A 26,066-nucleotide genomic window follows, 5' to 3' on the forward strand; every position below is an offset into this window, starting at 1 on the left:
CGCTCGGCGAGCCGTTCATGACGCGCGAGACCGTGGCCCGCGACACCCCGGCGGGCGCGGCGGCGCTGCTGGCCGTGGCCGGCCCGGCCGGTCGCGGCCCCCGCCGCCCGGTCACGCGGCCCGCCATCTTGCCCGCGGCCGGGCCCGCTGCTGGGCCCGCTGCTGGGCCCGCTACCGAGCCTCGTGCCGGGCCTGCTATCGGGCCTGAGGTGGCCGTCGTTTCCCGCTCATCGTCTCCGTCTCTGTCTTCGGGGCTCACCCTCATCCGCTCTCCCGCACGCTCGGCCGTCGTCTCGCATGCATGACCTCACAGCGGCCCCCGGCCGGGCGCCGACGCTGAGATACCGGTTTCTCACCCGTATTACAACCGCTTGCCGGAAACCGCGCAAGTCCCGCCCGCTTTCCCGTCGACGCAGGTCATCGCGCGGCCAACCAAGCGTTGACACCCGATGTGGGCAATGTTAGAAACTGGTTACTCGCAGGCGCCTCACGGCTTGCGTCCCTGATTGTCCCCGGTTGCGTGCGGCTCAGCGCGACCGCGAAGGGTCATCGATGAGCGAACGTTTGCACCCCCCTGACAGCCCCGAGACGACCGTCTCGCCTACCCCCGCCTCACCAGCCCGGACACGGTCCCTGACCCGGTGCCGGGCCGGTCACAGAAAGATCAGCGGCCCGCCACGCGACCGGATCGGCTACCTCTTCCTCACGCCGTGGTTCATCGGCATGGCGCTGTTCACCGTGGGGCCGATCCTGGCCTCGCTCTACCTGTCCTTCACCGAATACACCCTGCTCAAGCCGCCGGAATGGCTCGGGCTGGACAACTACCGCGAGATGCTCGCCGACCCGCGGCTGCACAAGTCGCTGCTGGTCACGTTCATCTACGTGTTCGTGTCGGTGCCCATCCAGCTCGTGCTGGCGCTGGCCCTGGCACTCCTGCTCAACCGCGGCGTGCGCGGGCTGAGCTTCTACCGGTCCGTCTACTACCTGCCCTCGCTGCTCGCGGGCAGCGTGTCGATCGCCATCCTGTGGCGGCAGATCTTCGGCAAGGACGGCCTGGTCAACCAGGTGCTGGCGCTGTTCGGCACGGAGGGTGTCAGCTGGGTGTCACACCCCGACTTCGCCCTCGGCACACTCGTGCTGCTCAACGCCTGGACCTTCGGCGCGCCCATGGTCATCTTCCTGGCCGGGCTGCGCCAGATCCCCGTCTCCTACTACGAGGCGGCCCAGGTGGACGGCGCGGGCACGGTGAGGCGGTTCTTCCACATCACGCTGCCGATGCTCACACCGATCATCTTCTTCAACCTCGTCCTGCAGCTCATCGGCGCCTTCCAGAGCTTCACGCAGGCGTTCGTGATCAGCGGCGGGCGCGGCGGGCCGTCGGACTCCACCCTGCTCTACACGCTCTACCTGTACGAACGCGGCTTCGGCTCCTTCGACATGGGCTACGCCTCCGCGATGGCGTGGTTCCTGCTGGCCATCATCGCCGTGCTGACCGGAATCAACTTCCTCTTCGCCAGGCGGTGGGTGTTCTATGGCGGCTGAACTCAAGGCCTCCGGCGGACGCTCGCGCCGGCTGTCGAAGCACGTGCTGCTCATCGGCTTCGGCCTGGTGATGCTCTATCCGCTGCTGTGGATGGTGTCCAGCTCGGTCAAGCCGACCGAGACCATCTTCCGCGACCCCTCGATCTGGCCGACCAGCTTCGACCTGAGCAACTACACCGACGGCTGGACGGCGCTGGAGCACCCGTTCCACTTCTACCTGCTGAACTCGGCCGTGATCGCGCTGCTGGCCGTGGCCGGCAACCTGATGTCGTGCTCGCTGGCCGCCTACGCCTTCGCGCGGCTGAACTTCCGGGGCAGGAACGTCTTCTTCGCCATGATGCTGGCGACGCTGATGCTGCCCATCCACGTGCTGATCGTCCCCCAGTACGTCTTGTTCTCCCAGCTCGACTGGATCAACACGAACCTGCCGCTGGTCGTGCCGAAGTTCCTGGCGCACGACGCGTTCTTCATCTTCCTGATGGTGCAGTTCATCCGCGGCCTGCCCAGGGAGCTGGACGAGGCGGCCCGCATCGACGGCTGCGGGCACTTCAGGATCTACTGGCGGATCATCATGCCGCTGTCGGTGCCGGCGCTGGCCACCTCGGCGCTGTTCACCTTCATCTGGACCTGGAACGACTTCTTCGGCCAGCTCATCTTCCTGACCGACCCCGAGCTGTGGACCCTGCCCGTGGCGCTGCGCTCGTTCATGGACGGGCAGGGCGAGACGGCCTGGGGCCAGCTGTTCGCCATGTCCATCGTGGGCCTGGCGCCGATCTTCGGGTTCTTCCTGGCCGGGCAGCGCTACCTGACGCAGGGCATCTCCACGACCGGCTTCCGCTGATCCGGGCTCACCCGCCCCGCGTCACCCCCCAGTGTCACCACGTACCAACAAAAGGAGAAGGCCATGCCGAGAAGAACCGGTGGCCTGGCGGCGCTCTGTCTCACCGGTGTCCTGCTCGCGGTCTCCGCGTGCGGCGGCGGCTCGTCCGGCGGCTCGGACGGAGGCGCGGTCGAGCTGCGCTTCGGCTGGTGGGGCAACAACGACAGGGCGGCCGCCACCCAGAAGGTCATCGAGGCCTTCCAGGCCAAGAACCCCGGCATCAAGGTCAAGGGCAGCTACACCGACTTCAACTCCTACTTCGACCGCCTGGCCACCGAGGTGGCGGGCGGGCGCGCGCCCGACGTGATCACGCTCGGCGGCGCCTACCCCCGCGAGTACGGCGACCGCGGCGCCCTGCTCGACCTGGCCAGGACCGGGCTGAAGACCGACAAGATCGGCGCCGCCGCGCTGGACAACGGCAAGTTCGGCGGCGTCCAGTACGGCGTGCCGACCGGCGTCAACGCCATCTCCCTGGTCGTCAACGAGTCCGTGTTCGAGAAGGCGGGCGTGGCCCTGCCCGAGGAGGACACCTGGACCTGGGACGACTTCAAGCGCATCACCAAGGAGCTGGTCCCGAAGCTGCCGAAGGGCACGTTCGCGCTGGCCGACCCGACCAGGACCGACATGCTGGACGTCTACTCCCGCCAGCGCGGCGAGGCGCTCTACACCGCCGACGGCAAGGTCGGCATCGGCGAGAAGACGCTGGTGGACTGGTGGACGATGACGCTGGAGCTGATGAACGCCGGGGCGACCCCGCCGGCCTCGCAGACGGCCGAACTGATCACCCAGCCCGCGCCCGAGCAGTCGCTGATGGGCCGGGGCCAGGCGGCGATGCAGTTCGACTGGAGCAACCAGCTCAGCGCGCTCAGCAAGGCCGCCGGGCAGCCGCTGCGGCTGATGCGGGTGCCGGGCGAGAGCGGCGCCACCCAGCCCGGCATGTGGCTGCAGGCTTCGCAGATCTACAGCATCAACGCCAAGACCGAACATCCCAAGGAGGCCGCCAAGTTCCTCGACTTCCTGGTCAACAGCCCCGACGCGGGCAAGATCATCCTGGCTGACCGGGGCGTCCCGGCCAACTCCGACGTCCGCACGGCCATCCAGGACGTGCTCGGCGAGCCGGAGAAGGCGCAGGCCACCTTCATCGACGCGCTCACGCCGAAGGCCGGGCCGCCGCTGGTGATCGGGCCCGCAGGATCCACCGACACGCCGAAGATCCTCGACCGGGTCAACGCTGAGGTGCTGTTCGGCCGCCAGCAGCCCGCCGCCGCGGCGACGGACTTCGTCTCGCAGGTCGCGACGGCGATCAAGCAGTGATCGACCGCCGCGCGCTGGCCGCACGGCACGCCGTCGAGGCGACCCGGATCCTGCCCGAGTCACCTCTGTCGGTGGGCAACGGGGAGCTCTGCTTCACAGCGGACCTCACCGGGCTGCAGACGTTCCCCGGCTCCTACCCGGTCGAGGACCGCACGGGTACGGCGCCGGGGACGCTGCTGGCCACCATGGCGTCGTGGGGCTGGCACAGCATGCCCGGCTCGTACCGGCTGGCCGACACGACGATCACGTACGAGACGGCCCTGGGGCCTGTCCCGTACGTGGACATGCGCGGCGACCTGAGCGGCGACGGCGAGAACCCCGCCTCGGCCGCCGAGTCGTGGCTGCGCGCCAACCCGCACCGGCTCGACCTCGGCCGGATCGGGCTGGCCACCGCCGCCGGAGCGCCCTTCGCCCCCGGGGACGTGACCGACGCCCGTCAGCGCCTCGACCTGTGGACCGGCACGCTGACCAGCCGCTACCTGCTGCGCGGCGCGCCCTTCCACGTCGTCACCGCCTGCCATCCCGATCGGGACGCGATCAGCGTGCGGCTGGAGTCGCCCGCGCTGGCCGAGACGGGGGTGCGGCTGACGTTCCCGTACGGGTCCGAGGCGTGGGGGAACGCGGCCGACTGGACCAGGCCGGGGGAGCACACCTCTCGCCTGCTCGCACGCGCCGGCGGCGGCACGGTTGAGCGGCGGCTCGACGGCACCGCGTACCAGGTGAGCGTGCGGGCCGCCGGAGGCGAGCTGATCGCGGTCGGCGCCCACGAGTTCCTGATCACTTTCCGCGAGCCGGTCGCCGAGCTGACGTTCGCGTTCCTGCCGGGCCACGCCGAAGCGGAACCGCCTTCTCATGAGGAGGTCGCAGGGGCCTCGGCACGGCACTGGCCCCGGTTCTGGAGCACGGGCGGGGCGGTGGACCTGTCCGGCAGCCGCGACGGGCGCGCCCCCGAGCTGGAGCGGCGGATCGTCCTGTCGCAATACCTCACGGCGATCCACTGCGCCGGCTCCACCCCGCCCGCCGAGACCGGGCTGATGGCCAACAGCTGGCGCGGCCGCTTCCACTTGGAGATGCACTGGTGGCACGCGGCGCACTTTCCGCTGTGGGGGCGGCCTGAGCTGCTGGAACGCAGCCTGTCCTGGTACGCCGCCATCCAGCCGCTGGCCCGCGAGACCGCCCGCGCGCAGGGCTGCCCCGGCGCCCGCTGGCCCAAGCAGACCGGACCCGACGGGCGGGAGAGCCCGAGCCCGATCGGGCCGTTCCTGGTGTGGCAGCAGCCTCACCCGATCTACCTGGCCGAGCTCGTGCGCCGCGCCGCCGGCACCCCCCGGGCCCTGTCCCTCTACGGCGACCTGGTGCTCGACACCGCCGCCTTCATGGCCGCCTTCGCCGTCAAGGAGCCCCGGGGGTACGGGCTGGGGCCGCCGCTGGTGCCGGCCCAGGAGTCGTACGCGGACGTCCGGGCCGAGGCGGCGAATCCCACGTTCGAGCTGGCCTACTGGTCGTGGGCGCTGCGCGTGGCACAGCGCTGGCGGCTGCTGCTGGGGCTGCCGCCCGAGCCGCGCTGGACCGAGGTGGCGGAGGGCATGGCCCGGCCTCTCGTGCGCGACGGGGTGTACGCGGCCATGGACGCGCCGCCGTACACGGTGCGCGACGACCACCCCTCCATGCTGTACGCGCTCGGCGTCGTCCCCCCGACGCCCGTCATCGACGCCGCCACCATGCGCCGCACCCTGGACGACGTGCTCGACCGCTGGAACTGGGAGAGCACCTGGGGCTGGGACTACCCCGCCATCGCCATGACCGCCACCCGGCTGGGCGAGCCGGACCTGGCCGTGGCGGCGTTGCTGCGGCCGGAGACGAAGAACACGTACCTGCCCAACGGGCACAACCGGCAGAGCGCCACGCTGCCCGTCTACCTGCCGGGCAACGGCGGGCTGCTGGCGGCGGTCGCGCTCATGGCCAGGGGCTGGGACGGCGGCCCGCCCACGCCCGGTTTCCCCGGCTCGTGGACGGTCCACCACGAGGGCCTTTCCCCCCTGCCCTGAACCGGCCGGGCCGGCCCGGCCGTACCACGCCTGGTCCGGGCGCGGGCGTCAGGCGGCGCCCGGACCTGGTGCGGGCCGGGACCCGGTGCGGCTCCGTGGCTCAGTCCACCGGCGAGGGCGGCGGGGAGCCCAGGGCCGCCACCTCGTCCCAGAACCCGCCCGGCACCACCGTGTCGACCAACGCGGCCAGCTCCTCCAGCCGCGTCACCGACGTCACTCCCACCACCGTCGAGTGGACCCGCGGCTCGGCCATCGAGAAGTGCAGCGCGGCGGCGGCCAGCCCGATGCCCCACCGCTCCGCCAGCTCCCGCAGCCGCTCCACGTACTGCCCGAACTCCGGTGAGATCGGCCGGTAGCCGTACCGGCCGGCGCGGCGCGGGGAGCCCGCCAGGATGCCGCCGCCGAACGGCGCGGCGTTGAAGACCGTCATGTTCCGCTCCGTGGCCAGGTCGAGGATGTCCTCCCCGCGCCGGTCCACCAGCGTGTAGCGGTTGTGGGTGAGGACCGCGTCGAACGCGTCCGTACGGATGTAGTCCTGCACCAGCGTGCCGCCCGCCGCCGCGATGCCGATCTCGCCGACCAGCCCCTGCTCGCGCAGCGACATCAGAGCCGGCACGGCCCCGCCGGGCGCCATCGCCTCCGCCAGCGTGATCGTGAACGGGTCGTGCAGATGGTAGACCGGCAGCCGCTCGACGCCCAGCCGGGTGATCGTCTCCTCGAACGAGCGCATCACCCGGTCACCGTCGAACACCCCCGTCTCCGGGTCGCGGTCCGCCTTCGTGAAGATCGTCACCCCGGCGTCTTCGGCGCCCGCGAGCGCCTGCCCGATGAGCGTCTCGCTGCGGCCGCCCGCGTACTCGTTGGAGGTGTCGAGCTGGCGGAAGCGGTCGGACATGAGCGCGTCCGCCAGCTTCTCGCCGCCCGGCTCGCGGCCGAGCGCCGACAGGCCGACGGTCACCGCCTCCAGAGGGCCTGACATTCCGGGTACGCGTCGCTCCTGCTGCTCTGGCACCGTGGCCTGCCTCTCCTTTTTCGCCTCTTCGTCACGATCATCCCATGGCATCCCGTGCCGGCCGGATCAGAGGCGGAGCTGCTGACGGCTGCTCCGGCTGCGCCACTGCACCGTCATCACCGTCGCGTCGTCCTGGAGCCGCCCGTGCTGGTGCTCCAGGATCTCCTGGATCACTCCGCCGGGGTGGCGGGGGAGCGGGCGGGCGCGAGCTCCACCGCGCGGAAGGCGCGGCCTGGCAGGGTGCCGCCGATCCGGACCGGCTTGAGCGGCGCGTCGTCCTGGTCCTGCCGTCCAGGCAGGGGGACGAGCCGCGACTGCCGCGGATCGGTCACGTACATGACCGTCTCGGACAGGCCGAGCGGCCGCGCGTGCTCCTCGGCGGCGGACGGCAGGTCCTCCATGCCGCTGAGGGCTCACCTGCCGGCCCCGGCCGCCTTCGCCGCCGGGGCGTGGAGCGAGGGTCGCGTGGCCAGAGGGATCCAGGAACCCGCCGCCGGCTGTTCCACCTCACGGCCACGCACGCGGTCCTGGTGGCGGCGGCGCTCGCCGTGATCCTGCCGGCGGGCGAGAAGGGCACGGGCCAGGAGAGGGCGCTCATCGTGCTGCTCGGCTGCTACCTGGTCGCCGGCATGGCGACCCCGCCGGCGGCGGACCTCGTCCTGCTCGCCCTCATCGCCTACGTGGCCCGCGACGTCATCCAGGGCCCGGTCCGGCAGTAGACGGCGGGTCGTCGAAGCGGCGGGCGAGCAGTGACTGCGCATCCTTGAAGCCGGTCACCACGTCCGCGGCCGTGCGCTCCTGCCGCACCAGGCCCACCGCCTGACCCGCGTAGACGTACGCGCCCTCGAGGTCGCCCTTCGCCCGCGCGGCCTCCAGCTCGGCTCGAGCGGCCTCGTCCACGGCGAGCTCCTCCTCCCGCCCCTCCCACCGGTCGAAGAACGCGTTCCGCAGCGCCCGCCCCCCGAACTCCGGCGGCCAGGCCAGCCGCTGGGCGACGTCGAAGACCCGGCCGTAGGCCGTGCCCGTCTCCTCCGTGGTCAGGACCCGCTCTCTCGCCGCCCCGGACAGCGTCGTCTCGGCGCAGCCCAGGAACGCCGTGCCCACCCAGCCGCCCTCCGCGCCCGCGGCCAGTACGGCGGCCAGCCCGCGGGCCGTCGCGATGCCGCCGGCGGCCAGCACCGGGACGTTCACCGCGTCCAGCACGCTCTGCAGCAGCGGCAGCGTGGCCACCTCGTCCCTGCCATGACCGCCGCCCTCTCCGCCGCGCGCCACGATCACGTCCACCCCGGCCTGTTCGGCCGCCAGCGCCTCCCACGTGGTGCCCGCCTGGGTGGCCACGGCGATCCCGGCCGCGCGCAGCGGCTCCACATGACGCGCGAAGTCCCCGTAACTCACCGACACCAGGGCTGGACGCGCCTCCAGCACCGCGTCCAGCTGGCCGGGCTGGTCCTCCAGCGCCCAGGCCATCAGCCCGATCCCGTACGGACGGCCGCTCGCGGCGGCGACGGCGGCCTGCTCGGCGATCCAAGAGGCCGTCGCGGATGCCGGGGCCCCGAACATGCCCAGCCCGCCCGCCGCCGACACGGCGGCGGCCAGCCGTCCGTCGGCCACTCCCGCCATCGGCGCCCCGACCAACGGCACCTCCAGCCCGAACCGCTCGGTCAGCCAGGTACGCAACATCGGCCCCTCCTCCTCACCTGCCGGCATCGCGCGCCAGCGTATCCCCTCCGGCGTGTCGCTCGGCGGCATCGTCACCGCCCGCGCCTTCCGGCCTGAGCCCTCGCCCAGATCCCGGGCTGACTCGCGGGCGGGGACGGTCAGGTGGCGGGGACGGCGAGGCGGGTGGCGACCGTGGAGACCGCGTCCAGGATCCGGTCCACCTGCGCGCCCGTGTGGGCGGCCGTGACGCTCAGCCGGATCAGCGCCCTGCCCTCGGGCACGCCCGGCGGCAGCATGGCGTTGGCCAGCACCCCCTCCTCCAGCAGCCCCGACCAGAACCGGCAGCACGTCATCGCGTCGCCCACCCGCAGCGACACGGTCGGGGTGCCGCCGGGCGGGATGGCGAACCCGAGCGCGGCCAGCCCGGAACGCAGCCGTTCGGCCGAGGCCAGCACGGCCTGGCGGCGCTCCGGCTCCGTGCGGACCACGTCGAGCGCGGCCAGCGCCGACGCCGTGCAGGCCGGCGGCAGGGAGGCCGAGAACAGCGCGGCCCGCGCGCTGTGCCGCAGGTAGCCGATGACGTGCCCAGGTCCGGCGACCGCCCCGCCGAGCGTGCCGAAACACTTGGAGAACGTCAGCGTCTGCACGTCCACCGCCGGCTGCAGCCCGAAGTGCTCGGCGGCCCCTCGCCCGCCCGGCCCCAGCAGCCCGAGGTCGTGCGCGCTGTCGAGCACCACCCGCGCCCCGTGGCGCTCGGCGAGCTTCGCGATGCCGGGCAGATCGCACAGATCGCCCCCGACCGAGAACATGCCCTCGGTGAGCACGAGCACCCCGGCCGCCGGATCGGCCTCCTCCAGCAGCCTCTCCAACTGCTCCAGGTCGTTGTGCCGGAAGCGGCGCAGCGGGGCCAGGCCCAGCCGGGCGGCGTCGATGAGCGAGGCGTGGATGTCGCGATCGGCGAGCAGGAGGTCACGCGGCCCGAACAACGCGCTGAGCGCGAGGTTGGCCTGGTAACCGGTGGAGACCACCATCGCCGCCTCATGATCGAGGAACGCGGCCAGCTCCGCCTCCAGCCGCTGGTGCAGGGCCAGCGTGCCGTTGAGCGCGCGCGAGCCGGAGTTGCCCGCGCCCAGCAGGCGCAGCGCCCGCACACCCGCCTCCTTCAGCCGGGGGTCGCCGGACAGCGCCAGGTAGTCGTTGGAGCCGGCCATCAGCACGCGACGGCCGCCCACCACGGCCTCCCCGCCGCCCGGCCGTTCCTCCACCGGCACGTAGAAGGGGTAGACGCCCGGCGCGATGAGCGCCTCGATCTCGTCAGGCAGCCGGCACTTGCTGAACGGGTCCGTCACGGCACTCACTCTCCGCCTTGTCCGGAGCGGTCCGGCGACTCGCTCCGCGTCAGGCGATCGTAGCTGACAGTGTCGAAGCGTAAGAGTAGAGTAACCGGCCAGGTCCGGGGGAAGCGCCAAGTGCTTCGCGGTGCCCAGGTCCGGGGGAGCGCTCCGTGCCGTGCGGTGCTCAGGCCCGCCGCCGCCCCGACCAATCCGATGCCCGACCAGCACCCGAGCGGCCACCGTCGAGGGCCGACAGCCAACAAGGACGTGAGCATGACCGAGGAAGAGATCTTCCACCAGTTGCGCGCCATCTGCGCCAGGATCCTCTCGGTGGATCCGGCGCGCATCGCCCCCGACACCGACCTGCGCGAGGAGCTGGACGCCGACAGCCTCGACATGGCCGAGCTGGCCGCGGCGAGCGAGGACCGCTTCAAGCTCGTCGTGGACCTCGACACCGCCAAGCAGGCCCGCACCCTGGCCGACGTGACCTCCCTGGTCCGCGCCGGGGCCCAGGCCGGCTGATGGCGGAACGGGTCCGCGTCGCCGTCACCGGCCTGGGCGTGCGCACACCGGGCGGCAACGATCTGCGGACGTTCTGGGACACCCTGATCGCCGGGCGCTCCACCGCGCGCACCATCACCTCCTTCGACGCCTCGTCCCTGCCGGTCGGCTTCGCCTGCCAGGTCCCCGGCTTCGACACCGCCCCCTACGTGACGGGCAAGCAGGCGCGCCGCATGGACCGGGCGACGCTGCTGGCCGTCTGCGCGGCCGACGACGGGCTCGCCGACGCCGGGCTGCTCGGCCCCGGCGGCATGAGCGGCCTGGCCGGTCTGGACGGCGCGTCGGTGCCGCCCGAGCGCCGGGCGGTCGTGACGGGCACCGCCCTCGGCGGCAACGAGACCGCCGAGAACACCCTGCTCGGCGCCGCCGCCGAGTACGCCGCGGCACCCAGCCGGCAGCCCGCCGTACCACCTGCTGGGCCACCGAGCGGGCCGTCCGGGGCCGGGGCGCAGCCGAGCGCGCTCTACGTCCCGAGGATCATGCCGAACGCCTCCGCCGCGTTCGTCAGCATGCGTCACCAGATCCTCGGCCCCAGCCTGACCGTCTCCACCGCCTGCGCCTCCGGCGGCCACACGATCGGGGAGGGCCTGCGCCTGCTCCGCGACGGCTCGGCCGACCTGGTCGTGGCCGGCGGCACGGAGGCGTGCGTGTCGCCCACGATCCTGCTCGCCTTCCACCGCTGCGGGGCGCTGTCGCAGCGGGTGAACGAGCCGGAGTGCGCCTCGCGGCCGTTCGACATCGCCCGCGACGGGTTCGTGCTGGCCGAGGGGGCGGCGTTCGTCGTACTCGAACGGCTGGAGGACGCCGTGCGGCGCGGTGCCCGCGTCTATGCAGAACTGTCCGGGTACGGCCGCACCTCCGACGCCCACCACCTGACCACGCCCGACCCCAAGGGGGAGGGCGCCGAGCGGTGCGTCCGGCAGGCGCTGGCCGACGCGGGCCTGAGCACCGGCGACGTCGCCCACGTCAACGCCCACGGCAGCGGCACCCCGCTCAACGACATCACCGAGGCCCAGGTCATCGCCCGGTTGTGCGGTCCTGGCCAGGTGCCCGTCACCTCCACCAAGAGCATCCTCGGCCACGCGATCGGCGCGGCCGGGGCGATCGAGGCCGTGGTCAGCGTGCTCACGCTGCACGAACGCCTCATCCATCCCACGATCAACCTCGACGTCCAGGACCCCGAGTGCGAGATCGACGTGGTACGCCGGCCGCGCCCGCTCGGTCCGGGAGCCGTCGTGTCCAACTCGTTCGCCTTCGGGGGCCACAATGCGAGCCTCGTCTTCACCTCCGCACGCCCCTAGCGGGCCGGCCACCGCGGCCGAGCCCGTGCGGGGCCGCCGCGAGCTGCGGGAGTTCATCGAGCTCCCGTACCGGCTGCACGGCCGCGACCCGTCCTTCGTGCCGCCGCTGCGGGAGGACTGCCGGCGCCTGCTCGACCGGCGGCGCAACCCGTTCTTCGAGTACGGCGACGTCGAGCTGTTCACCGTGCGCAGGGGCGGGCGGGTGGCCGGGCGCGTGGCCGCCGTGCACAACCCGCGCCACAACGAGATCCGCGCCGCCCGCGACGGCTTCTTCGGGCAGTTCGCCTGCGCCGACGACCCGTCGGTGGCGCGCGAGTTGCTGGACGCGGCGGCGTCGTGGCTGCGGGCGCGCGGGCTGCGCACCATGCTGGGGCCCGTCGGGTTCACCACCAACGACGAGTGCGGGGTGCTGGTCGACGGGTTCGGCCGGCCGCCGAGCGTGATGATGCCGTACAACCCGGAGTACTATCCGCCGCTGCTGGAGTCCTGCGGGCTGGCCAAGGCCAAGGACCTGTGGACGTGGGAGGAGACGGCCGGCGGGCTGCCGATGGAGCGGCTGCTGCGCGTCGCGCGGCTGGCCGAGCGGCGCCACCAGGTCACCGTGCGGCCCCTCGACCTGGGCGCCCGCTACGACGCCGACATGAGGGTGGTGCAGGAGGTCTTCGAGCGGGCCTGGCAGGGCAACTGGGGCTTCACGCCGATGACCGGCGCCGAGTTCGCCGACGTCACCCGGCGGCTGAAGGCGCACCTCGATCCCGCGATCGTCCAGCTCGCCGAGGTGGCGGGCGAACCCGCCGGGGTCGCCCTCGCCCTGCCCGACCTCAACCAGGCCCTGACCGCCGCGCGGGGCCGGCTGACCCGCTTCGGCCTGCCGATCGGGATGGTGCGCCTGGTCCGGGCGGTGCGCCGGATCGACCGGGTCAGGGGCGTGCTGTTCGGCGTCCTGCCGCACGCGCGCGGGCGGGGCGTCGAGACCGTGCTGTTCGCCAGAGGCCAGGAGGCCATCGCGGCGCGCGGCTACACCGGCGGCACGGAGTACGGGTGGACGCTGGAGGACAACCAGGCTGTCAACGGTTACCTGCGCAGGCTCGGATGTGCCCGCTCCAGGACGTACCGCATCTACGGCTGCGACCTGTGAGCAGCTCATATCTCCAGAGATATGAGCTCCTACAGGGAAGCCTATTAGACATATCGCCGCTGAGGCTCCTAGCGTTTCCCGGGTGACGGAGCGACGCACGATCCACAGCGGATCGACCATGGGCGAACAGATCGGGCACGCCGGTGCGAACGTGATGGCGACCACGGGCATCTTGGTCGGGAACCTCCATACGAACGAGGAGTTTGGGCAGGCGGACGCGCTGTTCGGGCGGGTCTGGGGGTTCGAGCCGGACAGCCGGCCGATCACCGCCGGGCTGATGCGGGCGCTGACCCACGCGGGCAACTACGTCTCCGGCGCCTTCGACGGCGACCGCATGGTCGGGGCGTCGGTGGCCTTCTTCGGGCAGGACTCGACCCTGCACTCGCAGAACACGGGCGTCGAGGCGGGCCACCCGGGCGTCGGCTTCGAACTGAAGCGGCACCAGCGGCTGTGGGCGCTGGAGCGCGGGATCTCCCGGATCACCTGGACCTACGACCCGCTGGTCCGCCGCAACGCCCATTTCAACCTGGCCAAGCTGGGCGCGCGGCCGGCGGAGTACCTGCCGGACTTCTACGGCGCGCTGGCCGACGCCGTCAACCACGGCGACGAGTCCGACCGGGTCCTGGCCACGTGGCCGCTGACCGATCCCCAGGTGGAGGCGGCCGTCCGGCGGGCGCCGCACCTGCCGGAGGTGCCCGAGGACGCGGTGCTCGGGCTGGCCGCCGACGGTGACCGGCCGGTCGTGGGCCGTACCGACGGGCGGGTGGTGCTGGTCGCGGTCCCTGAGGACATCGCGCGGCTGCGCGCGGAGGACGCCGGCGCCGCCAAGGCGTGGCGGCACGCCGTACGGGACGTGCTGGGCGGCCTGATGGCGGAGGGCGCCACCGTGACCGGCTTCCACCGCAGGACCTGCTACGTGGTCGAGCGGAACTGAGACGACCACCAGGGGGTTCGCCGGCCCAGGTACGCCGCACTACGCTTCCCGCAAGATCACGATCTGTCCGGAGGCGGCCTTGCACCACCCTCTGCATCGGACGTTCCGCTCGCCCGCCACGTTCGTCGCGCTGGTCGAGTTCCTCATGGACGGGCTGGACCCGAAAGACCCGGACGTGTGGCGCTATGCGGAGTGGATCGACCGGGGTGGCGACCTTTTCTGCGGGGACGTCGACCCGAGTCTTCTCGGCCAGCCGCCCGGCAGCGACGATCCGCGGGCTCTGTGCGGCGAACTGGTCTAACACTTTCAGCCGCTCGAAGTCCTTCTGCTGGAACGGGGGTGACGCGCTGCACTACGGGTGGGCGGTGCTCGCTCCGGAGCTGGATGCGGAGGACCACCCGTGTGTGTCGTTCACCCCGGTCGACGATCACGCGGTCTGGCTCGGCGACAACACGAAAGAAGCGCTGGAGAATCTGCTCGTCGGCAGTGTGGTGAACCGGGGCGGGCCTGGGCGAGGGCGGACGTCACCTGCCGAGGACGCGCTGGGCGGCGGTGTGCCGCGCGCTCGGCCTGCGCCCCGACCTCGGCTCCTCGCAGATCACGGCAGGGGCCCGCTCGGAGCGGGCGTTCCGTCCGGCGGTCCCTCGGGGAAGGCGGTACGAGCCGGCCGGCGACGGCATCGGCGTGCTCGCCGACGCGCCGAGCGGGGCGATCAGCGGGGAAGTTCGCGGCGGGCGGCCTCCAGGAAGCGGGCGACAAGGGGGTTGGGGTCGTCGCGGCGCCAGGCCACCGCGACGGTGGTGCGGGCGTCGTTCGGGCTGATGCGGCGGTACGCGACACCGTTCAGGCGGATCCGGCGGATGCTCGCCGGGGCGAGCGACACGCCCAGGCCGGCCTCGACGAGCGCGCAGACCGTCTGCCATTCGACGGCCTGCTGGCCGAGGCGGGGCTCGAAACCCGCGGCGTGGCACAGGCCGAGGATCCGGTCGTGGAACATCGGCCCGGCACCGCGCGGCAGCAGCACGAACGGCTCGTCGGCGAGCGCCTCGACCGGCACGACGCGCCGGGCCGCGAGGGCATGGGCGGCCGGCAGGACCGCGATGAACTCCTCGGCCAGGATCGCCTCGGCGGCCAGGCCCGGCTCGTCCGGCGGCTCGCGCAGCAGCCCGACGTCGATCGCGTGCTCGTGCAGCGCGGTCACCTGCGGCGCCGTGGTCATCTCGCGGATCTCCATCCCCACCAGGGGATACCGGTCACGGTAGGCGCGCAACAATCCCGGCAGGACGGTCAGCGCGAGCGAGGCGGCGAAGCCGATCCGGATGAGACCGGCCTCGCCGCTGCCCGCCCGCCTGGCCGTGTCCAGACCGGCGGCGACCTCGTCGAGCGCGCGCCGGGCGGCGGGCAGGAGCTGCCGGCCCGCCGCCGTGAGGGCGACCGCGCCGGGACCCCGGGTGAACAGCGGGTGCCCGACCTTCGCCTCCAGCCGGCGGATCTGCTGGCTGAGCGGCGGTTGCGCGATGCCCAGCCGCTCGGCCGCGCGCCCGAAGTGGAGCTCCTCGGAGAGGACCGCGAAAGCGTGCAACTGCTGGAGACTGAGCTCGGGGCGGTTCATAGCTTCAGAGATATCAGTTGATTCAGGGGAGCGTCTTGGACATATCGCTGCTGGTTGTCTACCTTGTGGCTCCATGACAGAGCGACGCGCGATCTTGAGTGGGTCCACCTTCGAAGAGGAGATCGGCTACGCCCGGGCGGTGATCGACGGTGACTGGGTGCACGTGTCCGGGACGACCGGCTTCGACTACGCGACCATGACCATCTCCGACGACGTGGTCGAGCAGGCCGAGCAGGCCCTGCGCAACGTCGAGGCGGCGCTGGCCGAGGCGGGCTGCTCGTTCGCCGACGTGGTCCGGGTCAGATACCTGCTGCCCGACCGTGCGGACTTCCCGCCGTGCTGGCCGGCCCTGCGCCGCGGTTTCGGCGACGTCCGCCCGGCCGCGACGATGCTCGTGTGCGGCCTGGCCGACGCTCGGATGAAGTTCGAGATCGAGGTGTACGCACGACGGCCCGCGTGAGGCGGCTACCGGTGCGAGTCGTGCAGGACGCGTGACCGTACCGCCTGGGCCGGCCGCCGGGCCGCGTGCCGTTCGATGACGAAGTGGAACGCCAGCGCCACCGCCATCCCGGCCGCCACGTCGGAGAGGTAGTGGTACCAGTCGTACACGACGGCCGCCGTCAGACCGGCGGTCAGCGCGCCCAGCGCGAGGCGGGCGCGGGCGGAGATGTGCCGGCGCAGGCACAGCAGCGTGATCCACGCGCCCGCCACGTGCGGCGAGGGGAAGCACGCGCCCGGCGGGTCGAACGTGGCCATGATCTGGTTCTGCAGCGACGTGATCAGGTAGCCGGACGGCCGGTACGCCGCGGCGAGCTCGGGCGTGGCCAGCGCCGGGCCGGCCAGCGGGACCGCGATGAACCCGAGATAGCAGATCAGCAACGTCGTCATCGCCGCGAACAGGTAGCGCTCGGCCAGGAGCTTCCGGCCGCGGACGTAGAGGACGATCGGGAGCAGGAAGCAGCCGTAGTAGGAGAAGTAGCAGAGCGTCAGCAGCTCGGTCAGCGGCGGGCTGCCGGCGGACACCGCGGCCACGTTCGGCGAGCCCCCGAACAGCGCCCGCTCCCAGGCGAGCACCACGTCGTCGACGAAGCGGCCGTGCAGCACGAGAACCGTCTCGGCGGCGGCGGAGTAGACGAACGGCAGCACCAGCAGCGGAGCGGCGAACCGGACGATGGCGACCGGCCTGCTGCCGGGCCGCCGACGGGCGGCGGCGGCCAGGACGAGCAGGAGCAGCGTGGCGAGCGCGTATCCGGCGAGCAGCAGCGGCCAGTCGGCCAGGCGGTTCCAGCCCGCGACCACAATTGCCGCCATAATTCCGAAATAGCCCAGCATTAGCTTTTCAACCGGTCGAAATTCGACCATAACCCGCGACCCCCGCGCTGTCCCGCCGTCGTTTCGCGCCGATGCGCGCCATTCAGTGAGGCTCAATATAGTCGCGGCTCGCCCTTTCCGAATTGCTTCTTCCGGGTGAGTGGCGGCGATAACGTGGTCAAGCGTGAAAGGCGAATCGGCCGCCGGCGCGGTGCCCCTGACGTTCGGCGACCATTACACGATCCGCCTCGGCGCGGGGGCGGCGCACGACTCCCGCATGCACTGCGGCCTCGCCGTCCGCCGCCCGGGGCCGCCGCCCGACCCGGAGTCGCTGCGCGAACTCGTCGCCGAACGGGTGCGCGTAGCGGCCCCCGCCCTGACATACCGGTCGGCCGGGCGGGGGAGGCGCGCGTGCTGGGAGACGGACCCCGGGTTCGACGCCGCGCACCACGTCGAGTTCCATCGGCTGCCGCGCGTGACGTACCAGGCGGTCGTGGACGCCATGCGGTTGCGGCCGCTGTCCTGGGAGCGGCCGCTGTGGAGTCTGATGGTGCTGTACGGCGAGCCGGGGGAGGGGCACGTCGTCTGCTACCGGGCGCACCACGCGTTCCAGGACGGCATGGGCGTCGTGGCCGCCGCCCGCACCCTGCTCGGCACCGGCACCCTGCCCCCGCCCACGGAAGCGGGCGATGACGGCGGAGGGCCGGTGTACCGGGGGGCGCCGGGGCTGGTCCGGCGTGCCCTCGGCGACCTGCGCCGGCTGGCGGCGGCTTCGCCCCCCTGGTTCGCCACGCGCCCGGATCCCGGCGAGAGCGCCGACGACGGTCTCCGGCTGGAGGTGGCGAATCTGGACAGGGCGGCGTTCGACGACGTCTCCCGCGCCACAGGGGCCAGCATCGCGCAGATCGGCCTCGCCCTCGTCACCGGCGCGATCCGCGCCTGGAACCAGCCGGCCTGGGACGCCGGGCCGGCCCCGGACGGAGCCGGGAAGCGCACGGCCGGGCCGAGAGGCGAGTCTTCAGCCGAGCGGACGGCCGGACCACCGGCTGAGCAGACGACCGGTATGCCCGCTGGGTCGACGGCGGGTCCGGCAGCTGAGCTGCCCGCGGGGCCGAGGGCGGGGTCGCCAGGGGACTGGCCTGCGGGATCGCGGAGGGGGCTGCCCGTAGGGTTGCCGGTGGGGCTGGTCGGGCATCGGGAGCACACCGGGCTCGGCAACCACACCGGGCTGCTCCCCATCACTTTGCCCTGCGACGAGCCGTCCCCCGCGACCAGGCTCGAACGGATCGCCGAGCAGACCACGATCAGGCGGATCGGGGACGCCCGCCGCTCCGCCCGCAGCCTGTACGGCCTGCCCGCCGCCGTGGCCGTGCCCATGTTGCGGCTGCTGTCGCCGCTGCTCGGCCAGAGCTCCCCGCGCCGGCTGGGCGCCACCGCCCTGCCCGTGCCCAGGGAGCTGGCCGGTCAGGGCGAGGTGTTCGCGGTCCCGGGCCTGCCGCCGGCCCTCGCCGGCATGGTCGTGATCCTGCCCGCCGGTGCGAACGTGGCGATCTCGGCCGTGTTCGACCCCAGAGTCGCCCGTACGGACGAGTTTCCCGGCCTGCTGCGGCGGGAGCTCACGGAGTCGCTCGCGCCGGCCACCAGATGACCCGCCCCATGTGGTGGGCGAGCGCGGGCACCAGGAACGAGCGTACGACCACGGTGTCGATGACGACCCCGATCGCCACCAGCAGCCCGAGCTGGACGATCGGCACCAGCGGCAGCACGGTCAGGACGAAGAACGCCGCCGCCAGCACCACGCCCGCCGCGGTGATCACCCCGCCGGTCGCCCGCAGCGCGTGCAGGGTCGCCTCGCGGGTGTCGAGGCGGGCGGACTCCTCGCGTACGCGGGCCATCAGGAAGATGTTGTAGTCGATGCCGAAGGCGATGAGGAAGACGAACGCGTAAAGCGCGAACGAGGCGTCCATGACGGGATAGCCGAGGAACTGGGTGAACAGCGCCGAGCAGAGCCCCAGCGTGGCGGCGAACGACAGCACGACCGTGCCCATCAGCAGCAGCGGCGCCACCACCGAACGCAGCAGGACGACCAGGATCAGCCCCACGACCAGCAGGATCAGCGGCACGACGAGGTAGGCGTCGTCGACGGCGGCGTTCTTGACGTCGAGCAGTTCGCTGGTGAACCCGCCGATCAGCGCCGCGCCGCCGGCGACGTCGCGGACGGACGCGCGCAACTGCTCCACCAGGCGCTGGGCCTCCGGCGTGTTCGGCTCGGCGGCGAGCACCACGTCGATGCTCCGCCACCGCGCGGGCGGCCCAGGACGCACGGAGACGACCCCCTCCGACCGCCGCGCGGCCCGGGCCACGGCGGCGCTCCTGTCCTGCCTGGCCAGGACCACCACGGGCGCGCTGGCGGGATAGTGGCGTTTCAGCGCGTCGTAGCCGGCCACGGAGTCGGTGCGCATGGTGAACAGCGCCGACGGCGGGATGCCCGAGGCGTCCAGCGTGGTCAGCCCCAGGCACAGCAGCGTCAGCAGCAGCGCCGTGCCCGCCCAGGACAGCCGGGGCCGCTGGCCGACGAAACCGGCGACGCCCCGCCACAGCCCGTCGCGGGCGGCCTCGCCGGGGCGCGGGACGCTGGGCCAGAACGCCCGCCGCCCGCCCAGCAGCATCAGCGCGGGCAGCAGCGTCACCATCACCACCATCGTGATCAGGATGCCGACGGCCGCGGCGGCGCCGATCGAGCGCAGCGCGTTGGTGTCGGCCACCACCAGGCAGCCCACGCCTCCCGCCACCGTGAGGGCCGAGGCGACGACCGTGCGGACGCCTCCCGACAGCGCGTCCTTCAGCGCGGCCCGCTCGTCGGCCGTCACCCGCAGCCGCTCCCGGTAGCGGGCCACGAGCAGCAGCGCGTAGTCGGTGGCCACCCCGAACACCAGCACGGTGTACACCTCGGGCGTGGCCGCGCGCAGCGTCATCACCCCGGCCCGCGCGAGCGCGTAGACGGCCGCCGCGGAGCAGACGTAGGCCACCACCACGGCCAGCATCGGGATCACCCAGAGCACGGGGCTGCGGTAGACGGCCAGCAGGACCAGCAGCACCACGCCCACGCTCAGGGCCAGCAGGGTGCCGTCGACGTGGCCGAAGGAGTCGGCGTAGTCGGCGGCGGCCCCGACGGCGCCGCTCACGTACGTGACGAGCCCCGGCGGGCCGCCCTCCGCGGCGATCCTGCGCAGCTCCTCGGCGACCGGGCTGACCAGCACGCCGGGCTTGCCGGAGACCAGCACCGTCGTCTGCAGGGCGCGGCCGTCGGCGCTGGGAACGGGGTCGGAGGCGGTGCCGAGCACGTTGGGGACGGCGGTGAAGTGGCGCAGGTCTCGTCTGGCCGCCTTCAGGTCGCCGGGCAGGAGCGGGCCGTCACGCTCGTAGATCACGAGCGCGGGCACCACCCTGCCGTCCTGTTTCGCCAGCAGGTCGAGCACGCGGGCCGACTCGGCGCCCCTGGCCAGCATGGAGGTGCCGCTGGTGACGCGTACGTCGTCGAGCGGCCCGCTGGCGAGGACGGCCACCACGGCGACGGCCACCCAGCCGAGCACCACCCCGACCGCAATTCTCCGCACAACCGCCATGCGAAACAAAAACGACAATTCCCGTCCACCTCCGGCCTCGATGCTGAAAGTGCCGGCCGGCACGTGGACCCATGATTCCCCGTCTCAGCTAAACGCCCGCACGCGGAGACTCATTTTTACGTCATGCCCGAAGCGAAATAAGCGGCAGATATCCGATGAATGGTCAGCTCTTCACTCGAAGGTCGGCGAAGAGCGCACGATGATCGGACCCCGGCACGTCGAACACCCGCACGCCCACCGCCGCCGACCGCGCGTCCGTCAGCACGTGGTCGATGGTCACCAGCGGCGGCAGCGAGCGTCCGTGCGGCCAGGTCGGAACGAGCCCCTGCCCGGTGGCCGCCGCCGCGTCGGTGTAGCCGGTGTCCAGCAACCGGCGGAGCACCGCGTGATCGAGGGTCGCGTTGAAGTCGCCCGCCAGGACGCGCGGCGGCCCCGACGACGGCGCGGGCGGCAGCGTGGCGACGCCGGCCTCCCATTCCGGCACCGTACGGGGCACCGGCGCGACCGGATGCACGACCACGATCTCCACCGGCGAGCCGCCGGGCAGCGCCGCCTCGACCACCGGCATGTGGTGCCCGACCGGCCGGAACAGGCCGGTCCGCTCGGTCAGGGGGTGGCGGGAGTACACGCCGCTGCCCTCGGGGCCGCGGAAGTCGGCCTGGCCGACGTGGTACGGCAGCAGCCGCTCCAGCCCGGCGGCCGACAGCCGGTCGCGGACCGCGTACGTGAGCTCCTGGATGCTCAGCACGTCGACGTCCAGCCTGCGTACCAGATCGACGATCACCGCCGCGTCGCCGCGCCCGCCGTTGAGGTTGGCCGTCAGCACCCGCAGCACGCGCCCGCCTGAAGCCGGCTGGCCAGAAATCGCCCGCGGCACCACGAACCAGGCCAGGCACCCGCACACCACCAGCAGGATCGCGATCGCGGCCCGGCTCCTGACGGCGACCGCGACCACCAGCGCGACCAGCGCCGCCACTCCGAAGTAGGGGGTGAAGGAGACCAGCGGCACCAGCAGCGGGCCCGCCTCCCACCCGCCGGCCCGCACGGCCGTCCCCGCCGCGAACAGCACGCTCACCCCGATGACCGCCCGGCCCCGCCACACCCGGCGGGGCCGCGCCGCCCCCGCCGTCTCCACGTCGTCTCGCACCAGCACAGCCGCCCACGCTAGGCGGCCATTCTTAACGCCGGATGAGGAGCGTTCTCCACACCGGATGAGGACTGTTCCGCATCGCCGGTCGAGGACTGCTCCGGTGCGCCCGTTCGCGTGAGCCCGGTCAGCGGGCGCCGGGGGTGGGCATGACGGTTCCCGTGGATGAGCGGGAAGAGGGACGGCGGCCGGGCCAGGCCGCCGCGATCCCGCCGATCCACGCGACGGCCCGATCCGGGGCCGCCACGACGCGAGACCGGCGGCGGCTTGGGAACGACGCCGGCCACGACGAGAACGGAGTTTTCCTGATATGCCAGTCCACGGTCCCGAGGCCATCGTCACCGTCGACACCCACCGGCCGTCGGGCCGCATCGACGACGACGTCTACGGGCACTTCCTGGAGTCGGCCTTCTTCGGCAACATCGAGGGCGGGGTGTTCGACGAGGGCTCGCCCCTGTCGGTCACCGAGCCCGGTCTGCTGCGCGGCGTGCGTACGGACGTGCTGGCGCTCTGCCGCGAACTGGGTCCCGGCCCGATCCGCTGGCCGGGCGGCAACTTCACCTCGGCCTACCACTGGGAGGACGGCGTCGGCCCCAGGGACGAGCGGCCCAGCCGGCTGGAGCTGGCGTGGGGCGGGCAGGAGTCCAACCGGTTCGGCACCGACGAGTTCCTCGCCTGGTGCGAGGCGGTGGGCGCGGAGCCGTACCTGGTGCACTCGGCGCGGGACGTGGACGAGGCGGTGCGCTGGATCGAGTACACCAACTCCGCCCGCGACACCACGCTGACCGCGCGCCGGGCGCGCAACGGCCGGGCCGAGCCGTGGAAGGTGCGCTTCTGGGGCGTCGGCAACGAGGTCTACGGGCCGTGGCAGATGGGCCACCGCACGGCCGGGCAGTACGCCGCCGCCGCGCGGGAGCACGCCCTGTTCATGCGGCTGGTCGACCCGGGCGTCAAGCTGGTCGGGGTCGGCATCCCGTGGCGGCAGGAGGAGTGGACGCGCCCGCTGCTCAAGCGGGCCGGCTCGCTGCTCGACTACCTGTCCCTGCACCTGTACGGCGCCGGCACCCACCTGTGGACCGGGGACGACTACGACGCGGTGGTGGCCCAGTCGCTCTACTTCGAACGTGAGATCCACGCCTACTCCCAGCTCGTCACCGCCCTCGCCCATGACGCCGGGCTGGACCGGCCGCCCGCGCTCGCGCTGGACGAGTGGACGATGCGCCACCTCGAACCCGCCTCCTGGCCGGAACCGCGGCCCGGCGACGACGGCGGCATCGCCCCACGCGAGACCACCGCGTGGGACGGGAACCCTGGGGCCGTGCGGGTGAACCGGTGGAGCCCCAGGACGGTCGCCGACGCGCTCTTCTGCGCCGGCGTCTTCCACGCCATCCACCGCACCGCCGGCCTGCCCGCCCCCGTCGCCATGGCCAACCCCGTCAACCTGGTGAACGCGAACGGCCTCGTGGTCGCCCGGCCAGGCGGCGCGGTGCGTTCGGCGATCTACCACATCTGGTACCTCTACCGGCACCACACCGGCCGTACCGTGCTGCCCTGCCAGGTCGAGGGCCCGTCTCGGACCGCCCCGGTCGTCCTCGGGGACAACCGGGGGCCGGACGGCAGTCTGCTCACCGCGCCCATGACCGTCCCTTACCTGGACGTCTCGGCCACCCGCGCCGACGACGGCTCACTGCGCCTCGCCGTGGTCAACCGGCACCGGGACACCGCCGTACGGCTGCGGCTCGTCCTCGACGGCGGCCCCTCGCCCGCCGCCGCCCGGATCCGCACCCTCGGCGCCGACGTGCCCGGCCTCGACGCGGTCAACACACTGAGCGCGCCGGACACGGTCGCCGTACGCGACCTCGGGAGGGTCGAGGCCGACGACGGCACGTGGTCGATCCCGCCGCACTCGGTGACCGTGCTGTCCCTGTGAGCACGGTCAGCCGGAACGGAACCAAGGCGTTCACGGTCAGGGGCGGGCAGGCCACCGTCTCACTAGCGTGACGAGTGGCCAGTCCGCAGCCCCGTGGAGGACCGCGATGCCAGCCGACTCCCCGGACCCACCACCCACCAGCCCGGCCTCGGACGACCCGCCGGACCCGGCACTCGCCGGCCGGGTGTCACGACGCTTCTCGGATGCGGTGGCCGCTCGGCGGGGGTGGCGTCCGGCCAAGCCGGTCGTTGTTCTGGCCGCGCTGGTGGTGGTGTTGCTGGTCGTCGTGGGTGGACTGGTGGTCGTGAACGGCGCCGTCCGGGACGAGCGTGATCGTGCCCGCGTCGAGCGTGACCAGGCACTCAGCCGACAGCTCAGCTCCCAGAGCCAGGCCATGGCCGTCGAGTCACCGCAGCTCGCCAGGCTGCTCGCCGTCGCCTCCGCCCGTATCGTGCCCACGTCCGTCGAGGCTCAGGCGGCCGTCCGTGCGGCCACGGTCACGCCGCAGTTGGCCGTGCTGGGCGGGTTTTCCGGGGAGATGCACGCCGTCGCGTTCGGCCCCGACGGCACCACCCTGGCCGCCGCCGGGCGAGGCACGCCGCTGCGCGTGTGGCAGACGGACGGCCTGACCCCCGTCCCGTGGCCGCAAGGGGAAGCCGGGAACGGGCAGTCCGACGGCGGGATGGCGGACAGGGGGATGGCGGTCGGGAGGATGGAGGACGGGATGGCGGTGGCGTACGGCCGCGACGGCCGGCACCTCGCCGTCGCGTCGGCGACCGGCCAGGTCCGCGTCTGGGACACCCGTACCCGCGAGAGCTGGGCAGGCGGCGAGAGCGAACCGTGGAGCCGGCGCTGGACGGCGTTCAGTCCCGACGGGAAACTGCTGGCCACGACGAGCGGCTCCACCGGCGCCTCCCGCCTGTGGGACGTCGGCTCGGGCAGGCCGGTGGCGGCCCTGCACTCCCTCGACGGAGCTCCGGGACCGGTCGCGTTCAGCCCGGACGGCTCGCTCCTCGCGGCCGCGTACCCGGGCGGGCTCATCAGGACGTTCGACGCGACCTCGGGCAGGCTGACGGGAGACCCGCTGCGGCCCGCCAGGGGGAGCGTCGTGCCGGAGCCGCGCGAGGAGGCGGGCGCGCTCGCGTTCGGGCCGGGCGGCAGGATCCTGGCCGGCACCACGGGCAGCGAGCACATCCAGCTCTGGAACGTCGCCACCAGGCGCGCCATGGGACGGCCGCTCACCGGCCACACCGGCCTGATCACCTCGGCTGCCTTCAATTCCGACGGGAGCGTCCTGGCCACGGCCGGCCAGGACGCGACGATCAGGCTCTGGGACGTACGCGCCCGCCGCCCGCTCGGTGAGCCGCTGACCGGGCACACGCACGCCGTCAACGCCGTCGCCTTCAGCCCCGGCGGCGACCTGCTGGCCAGCGCGGGCGCCGACGCGACGGTGCGTCTGTGGCGGGTCCCGCGCGGCGTCCGGCAGCGGCTCACCCTGCCGGGCACGAGCGGCGCCGGCGGTGAGGTCCCGGCCGACCGGCCGATGCCCGACCGCTGGTACGAGCGGCAGGACACCACCCAGGCCGTCCTGAGCGCCGACGCGGCCAGGCTCGTGGTCCAGCCGTACGACGGAACGACACCCGGGTACGGGGCCGTGTGGTCGTGGGACGTGAAGGGGGCCCGCCGGCTCGGCGAACGGCTGCGCATCCGGCCCGACGACCTCGTGGACGGCATGGCCCTCAGCCCGGACGGCCGCGTCCTGGCCGCCTCCGGCGCCGACGACGCCGCCCGCGGCCTGAACACCACCATCCTCGACGGCCCTGCCTCGATCCGCGGCCGCCCCCTCACCTACAGCCCGGACGGCCGCCTGCTGGCCACCGAAGTCCCGTCCGAGGACCCCGGGGCAGGGGGCCAGGAGGCGAACGGCGGGGCGTCGGGCCAGGTGACGGAAGGCGGGGCGACGGGGCAGGGGACGGGCGGTCGGACAGCGGGGCGGGAGGCGGGCGGTGGGGTCTGGATCTGGGCGATGCCTGGCGGGCAGGCGAGAGTCGGTCCCGCCGGGTACGCGGGCCGGGTGACGGCGGCGGCCTTCGATCCGCGTGGCGCGTCGCTGGCCGTGGGTACCTCGGACGGCTCCGTGCTGCTGTGGGACGTGGCGGCCGGCCGCTCGCGCGGCACGCTGCGCGCCCACACCCTGCCCGTGACCTCCCTCGCCTTCGCCCCGGACGGACGCCTGCTCCTGTCGAGCGGCGAGGACCAGCGGGCCCGCCTCTGGGACGTGTCCACCGCTCATCCCCAGGGCGCTCCGCTCACCGCCCAGCCTCAGGGCGCCCCGCTCATCGGCCACACCGGCCCGGTCCGCGCCGTGGCCTTCGCCCCCGACGGCACGTTCCTCGCCACAGGCGGCCAGGACCGCACCATACGCCTGTGGGACACCGCCACCGGCCGCCCCCTGGGCCCGCCGCTGGCCGGGCACGGCGGGGAGGTGCGGGCGCTGGCGTTCACCGGTGACGGCAGGGAACTGGTGGCGGCGGTGGCCGACCTCGTGCAGGTCACCGGGGACGCGTACACCGTCTGGAAATGGGACACCACCGCGCTCACCGGCGACGTGACGGCCACGGCCTGTGCCCAGGCGGCGCGTTCGCTGGCCCGCGAGGAGTGGGCGGCCCACGTGCCCGGCCTGCCGTACCGCGACGTCTGCCCGTGAGAAAGCAAGG

22 protein-coding genes are annotated in these 26,066 nt (G+C 73.2%); 14 read left to right on the top strand and 8 right to left on the bottom strand.

Annotated features, from left to right (window positions below):
• The first annotated feature begins 552 nt into the window (after nt 1-552).
• The 4 genes from ABFX54_RS44130 to ABFX54_RS44145 all read left to right on the top strand — a co-directional run bounded on the left by ABFX54_RS44130 (nt 553) and on the right by ABFX54_RS44145 (nt 5,784).
• Complete coding sequence (locus tag ABFX54_RS44130; RefSeq protein ID WP_428834634.1) at nt 553-1,542, top strand: carbohydrate ABC transporter permease; 990 nt, start codon at nt 553-555, stop codon at nt 1,540-1,542.
• Nucleotides 1,532-2,383: a carbohydrate ABC transporter permease gene (locus ABFX54_RS44135; RefSeq protein WP_346112962.1), complete on the top strand. Its 852-nt coding sequence runs from the start codon at nt 1,532-1,534 to the stop codon at nt 2,381-2,383. The genes ABFX54_RS44130 and ABFX54_RS44135 overlap by 11 nt, the downstream gene beginning before the upstream one ends.
• Nucleotides 2,384-2,446: 63 nt before the next feature.
• Nucleotides 2,447-3,736 (top strand): ABC transporter substrate-binding protein, encoded by a 1,290-nt coding sequence (locus ABFX54_RS44140; RefSeq protein WP_346112963.1) that lies wholly within the window; start codon nt 2,447-2,449, stop codon nt 3,734-3,736.
• Nucleotides 3,733-5,784, top strand: a complete 2,052-nt coding sequence (locus tag ABFX54_RS44145) for a hypothetical protein (RefSeq protein WP_346112965.1) — start codon at nt 3,733-3,735, stop codon at nt 5,782-5,784. Before ABFX54_RS44140 ends, ABFX54_RS44145 begins: the two co-directional genes overlap by 4 nt.
• Before the next feature lie 100 nt (nt 5,785-5,884).
• Here ABFX54_RS44145 and ABFX54_RS44150 read toward each other — a convergent pair whose 3' ends face one another.
• Both ABFX54_RS44150 and ABFX54_RS44155 read right to left on the bottom strand, forming a co-directional pair.
• On the bottom strand, nt 5,885-6,763 hold the full coding sequence (locus ABFX54_RS44150) for an aldo/keto reductase (protein ID WP_346112966.1): 879 nt from the start codon (nt 6,761-6,763) through the stop codon (nt 5,885-5,887).
• 203 nt (nt 6,764-6,966) lie between these two features.
• Nucleotides 6,967-7,197 carry a hypothetical protein gene (locus tag ABFX54_RS44155; RefSeq protein WP_346112967.1) on the bottom strand — a complete coding sequence of 77 codons (231 nt, stop codon included), beginning with the start codon at nt 7,195-7,197 and terminating at the stop codon, nt 6,967-6,969.
• Nucleotides 7,198-7,245: 48 nt separating this feature from the next.
• Between ABFX54_RS44155 and ABFX54_RS44160 the strand changes: the two genes are divergently transcribed.
• Entirely contained in the window at nt 7,246-7,515 is a 270-nt protein-coding gene (locus ABFX54_RS44160) for a hypothetical protein (RefSeq protein WP_346112968.1), read from the top strand.
• On the opposite strand, the gene ABFX54_RS44165 is transcribed toward ABFX54_RS44160, so the two are convergent.
• Together ABFX54_RS44165 and ABFX54_RS44170 are read right to left on the bottom strand one after the other, a co-directional pair.
• On the bottom strand, nt 7,490-8,503 hold the full coding sequence (locus ABFX54_RS44165) for an NAD(P)H-dependent flavin oxidoreductase (protein WP_346112970.1): 1,014 nt from the start codon (nt 8,501-8,503) through the stop codon (nt 7,490-7,492). The genes ABFX54_RS44160 and ABFX54_RS44165 overlap by 26 nt on opposite strands.
• Before the next feature lie 110 nt (nt 8,504-8,613).
• A complete protein-coding gene (locus tag ABFX54_RS44170) occupies nt 8,614-9,804 on the bottom strand; it encodes an aminotransferase class I/II-fold pyridoxal phosphate-dependent enzyme (RefSeq protein ID WP_346112971.1) in 1,191 nt (396 codons plus the stop codon).
• Between the two features lie 258 nt (nt 9,805-10,062).
• On the opposite strand from ABFX54_RS44170, the gene ABFX54_RS44175 reads away from it, so the two are divergent.
• From ABFX54_RS44175 to ABFX54_RS44195, 5 genes are all read left to right on the top strand, one after another.
• Complete coding sequence (locus tag ABFX54_RS44175; RefSeq protein WP_346112972.1) at nt 10,063-10,311, top strand: acyl carrier protein; 249 nt, start codon at nt 10,063-10,065, stop codon at nt 10,309-10,311.
• The gene (locus ABFX54_RS44180) at nt 10,311-11,651 is read left to right on the top strand and encodes a beta-ketoacyl-[acyl-carrier-protein] synthase family protein (RefSeq protein WP_346112974.1); all 1,341 of its coding nucleotides are present in this window, start codon (nt 10,311-10,313) and stop codon (nt 11,649-11,651) included. The genes ABFX54_RS44175 and ABFX54_RS44180 overlap by 1 nt, the downstream gene beginning before the upstream one ends.
• A 25-nt stretch (nt 11,652-11,676) precedes the next feature.
• Nucleotides 11,677-12,789, top strand: a complete 1,113-nt coding sequence (locus ABFX54_RS44185) for a hypothetical protein (protein ID WP_346112975.1) — start codon at nt 11,677-11,679, stop codon at nt 12,787-12,789.
• Between the two features lie 82 nt (nt 12,790-12,871).
• Nucleotides 12,872-13,723, top strand: a complete 852-nt coding sequence (locus tag ABFX54_RS44190; RefSeq protein ID WP_346112976.1) for a GNAT family N-acetyltransferase — start codon at nt 12,872-12,874, stop codon at nt 13,721-13,723.
• Nucleotides 13,724-13,802: 79 nt separating this feature from the next.
• Nucleotides 13,803-14,024 carry a hypothetical protein gene (locus ABFX54_RS44195; RefSeq protein ID WP_346112978.1) on the top strand — a complete coding sequence of 74 codons (222 nt, stop codon included), beginning with the start codon at nt 13,803-13,805 and terminating at the stop codon, nt 14,022-14,024.
• Between the two features lie 411 nt (nt 14,025-14,435).
• Here ABFX54_RS44195 and ABFX54_RS44200 read toward each other — a convergent pair whose 3' ends face one another.
• Nucleotides 14,436-15,335, bottom strand: coding sequence for a LysR family transcriptional regulator (locus tag ABFX54_RS44200; RefSeq protein ID WP_346112979.1), 900 nt, complete (start codon nt 15,333-15,335; stop codon nt 14,436-14,438).
• 73 nt (nt 15,336-15,408) lie between these two features.
• Between ABFX54_RS44200 and ABFX54_RS44205 the strand changes: the two genes are divergently transcribed.
• A complete protein-coding gene (locus tag ABFX54_RS44205; protein WP_346112980.1) occupies nt 15,409-15,795 on the top strand; it encodes a RidA family protein in 387 nt (128 codons plus the stop codon).
• Between the two features lie 5 nt (nt 15,796-15,800).
• Here the strand turns inward: ABFX54_RS44205 and ABFX54_RS44210 are convergent, their stop codons facing one another.
• Nucleotides 15,801-16,646, bottom strand: coding sequence for a phosphatase PAP2 family protein (locus tag ABFX54_RS44210; protein ID WP_346112981.1), 846 nt, complete (start codon nt 16,644-16,646; stop codon nt 15,801-15,803).
• Between the two features lie 184 nt (nt 16,647-16,830).
• On the opposite strand from ABFX54_RS44210, the gene ABFX54_RS44215 reads away from it, so the two are divergent.
• Nucleotides 16,831-18,294, top strand: coding sequence for a wax ester/triacylglycerol synthase domain-containing protein (locus ABFX54_RS44215; protein ID WP_346112982.1), 1,464 nt, complete (start codon nt 16,831-16,833; stop codon nt 18,292-18,294).
• Here the strand turns inward: ABFX54_RS44215 and ABFX54_RS44220 are convergent.
• Together ABFX54_RS44220 and ABFX54_RS44225 are read right to left on the bottom strand one after the other, a co-directional pair.
• Nucleotides 18,263-20,263 carry an MMPL family transporter gene (locus tag ABFX54_RS44220; protein WP_346112984.1) on the bottom strand — a complete coding sequence of 667 codons (2,001 nt, stop codon included), beginning with the start codon at nt 20,261-20,263 and terminating at the stop codon, nt 18,263-18,265. The two genes, ABFX54_RS44215 and ABFX54_RS44220, sit on opposite strands and share 32 nt — an antisense overlap.
• 172 nt (nt 20,264-20,435) lie before the next feature.
• Complete coding sequence (locus tag ABFX54_RS44225; protein ID WP_346112985.1) at nt 20,436-21,425, bottom strand: endonuclease/exonuclease/phosphatase family protein; 990 nt, start codon at nt 21,423-21,425, stop codon at nt 20,436-20,438.
• A 304-nt stretch (nt 21,426-21,729) separates the two neighbouring features.
• On the opposite strand from ABFX54_RS44225, the gene ABFX54_RS44230 reads away from it, so the two are divergent.
• On the top strand, nt 21,730-23,349 hold the full coding sequence (locus ABFX54_RS44230; RefSeq protein ID WP_346112986.1) for an alpha-L-arabinofuranosidase C-terminal domain-containing protein: 1,620 nt from the start codon (nt 21,730-21,732) through the stop codon (nt 23,347-23,349).
• A 106-nt stretch (nt 23,350-23,455) separates the two neighbouring features.
• Nucleotides 23,456-26,056, top strand: a complete 2,601-nt coding sequence (locus tag ABFX54_RS44235) for a WD40 repeat domain-containing protein (RefSeq protein WP_346112987.1) — start codon at nt 23,456-23,458, stop codon at nt 26,054-26,056.
• Nucleotides 26,057-26,066 lie beyond the last annotated feature (10 nt).

The organism is Nonomuraea maheshkhaliensis, from assembly GCF_039529435.1.
GTDB classification, from domain to species: domain Bacteria; phylum Actinomycetota; class Actinomycetes; order Streptosporangiales; family Streptosporangiaceae; genus Nonomuraea; species Nonomuraea maheshkhaliensis.

What these genes read in the sequence shown, in the direction of transcription:
- ABFX54_RS44130 (WP_428834634.1), top strand. Translation starts at nt 553, where the DNA reads ATGAGCGAACGTTTGCACCCCCCTGACAGCCCCGAGACGACCGTCTCG.
- ABFX54_RS44135 (WP_346112962.1), top strand. Translation starts at nt 1,532, where the DNA reads ATGGCGGCTGAACTCAAGGCCTCCGGCGGACGCTCGCGCCGGCTGTCG.
- ABFX54_RS44140 (WP_346112963.1), top strand. Translation starts at nt 2,447, where the DNA reads ATGCCGAGAAGAACCGGTGGCCTGGCGGCGCTCTGTCTCACCGGTGTC.
- ABFX54_RS44150 (WP_346112966.1), bottom strand. Translation starts at nt 6,763, where the DNA reads ATGTCAGGCCCTCTGGAGGCGGTGACCGTCGGCCTGTCGGCGCTCGGC.
- ABFX54_RS44155 (WP_346112967.1), bottom strand. Translation starts at nt 7,197, where the DNA reads ATGGAGGACCTGCCGTCCGCCGCCGAGGAGCACGCGCGGCCGCTCGGC.
- ABFX54_RS44165 (WP_346112970.1), bottom strand. Translation starts at nt 8,503, where the DNA reads ATGCCGGCAGGTGAGGAGGAGGGGCCGATGTTGCGTACCTGGCTGACC.
- ABFX54_RS44175 (WP_346112972.1), top strand. Translation starts at nt 10,063, where the DNA reads ATGACCGAGGAAGAGATCTTCCACCAGTTGCGCGCCATCTGCGCCAGG.
- ABFX54_RS44180 (WP_346112974.1), top strand. Translation starts at nt 10,311, where the DNA reads ATGGCGGAACGGGTCCGCGTCGCCGTCACCGGCCTGGGCGTGCGCACA.
- ABFX54_RS44200 (WP_346112979.1), bottom strand. Translation starts at nt 15,335, where the DNA reads ATGAACCGCCCCGAGCTCAGTCTCCAGCAGTTGCACGCTTTCGCGGTC.
- ABFX54_RS44205 (WP_346112980.1), top strand. Translation starts at nt 15,409, where the DNA reads ATGACAGAGCGACGCGCGATCTTGAGTGGGTCCACCTTCGAAGAGGAG.
- ABFX54_RS44210 (WP_346112981.1), bottom strand. Translation starts at nt 16,646, where the DNA reads ATGGCGGCAATTGTGGTCGCGGGCTGGAACCGCCTGGCCGACTGGCCG.
- ABFX54_RS44230 (WP_346112986.1), top strand. Translation starts at nt 21,730, where the DNA reads ATGCCAGTCCACGGTCCCGAGGCCATCGTCACCGTCGACACCCACCGG.
- ABFX54_RS44235 (WP_346112987.1), top strand. Translation starts at nt 23,456, where the DNA reads ATGCCAGCCGACTCCCCGGACCCACCACCCACCAGCCCGGCCTCGGAC.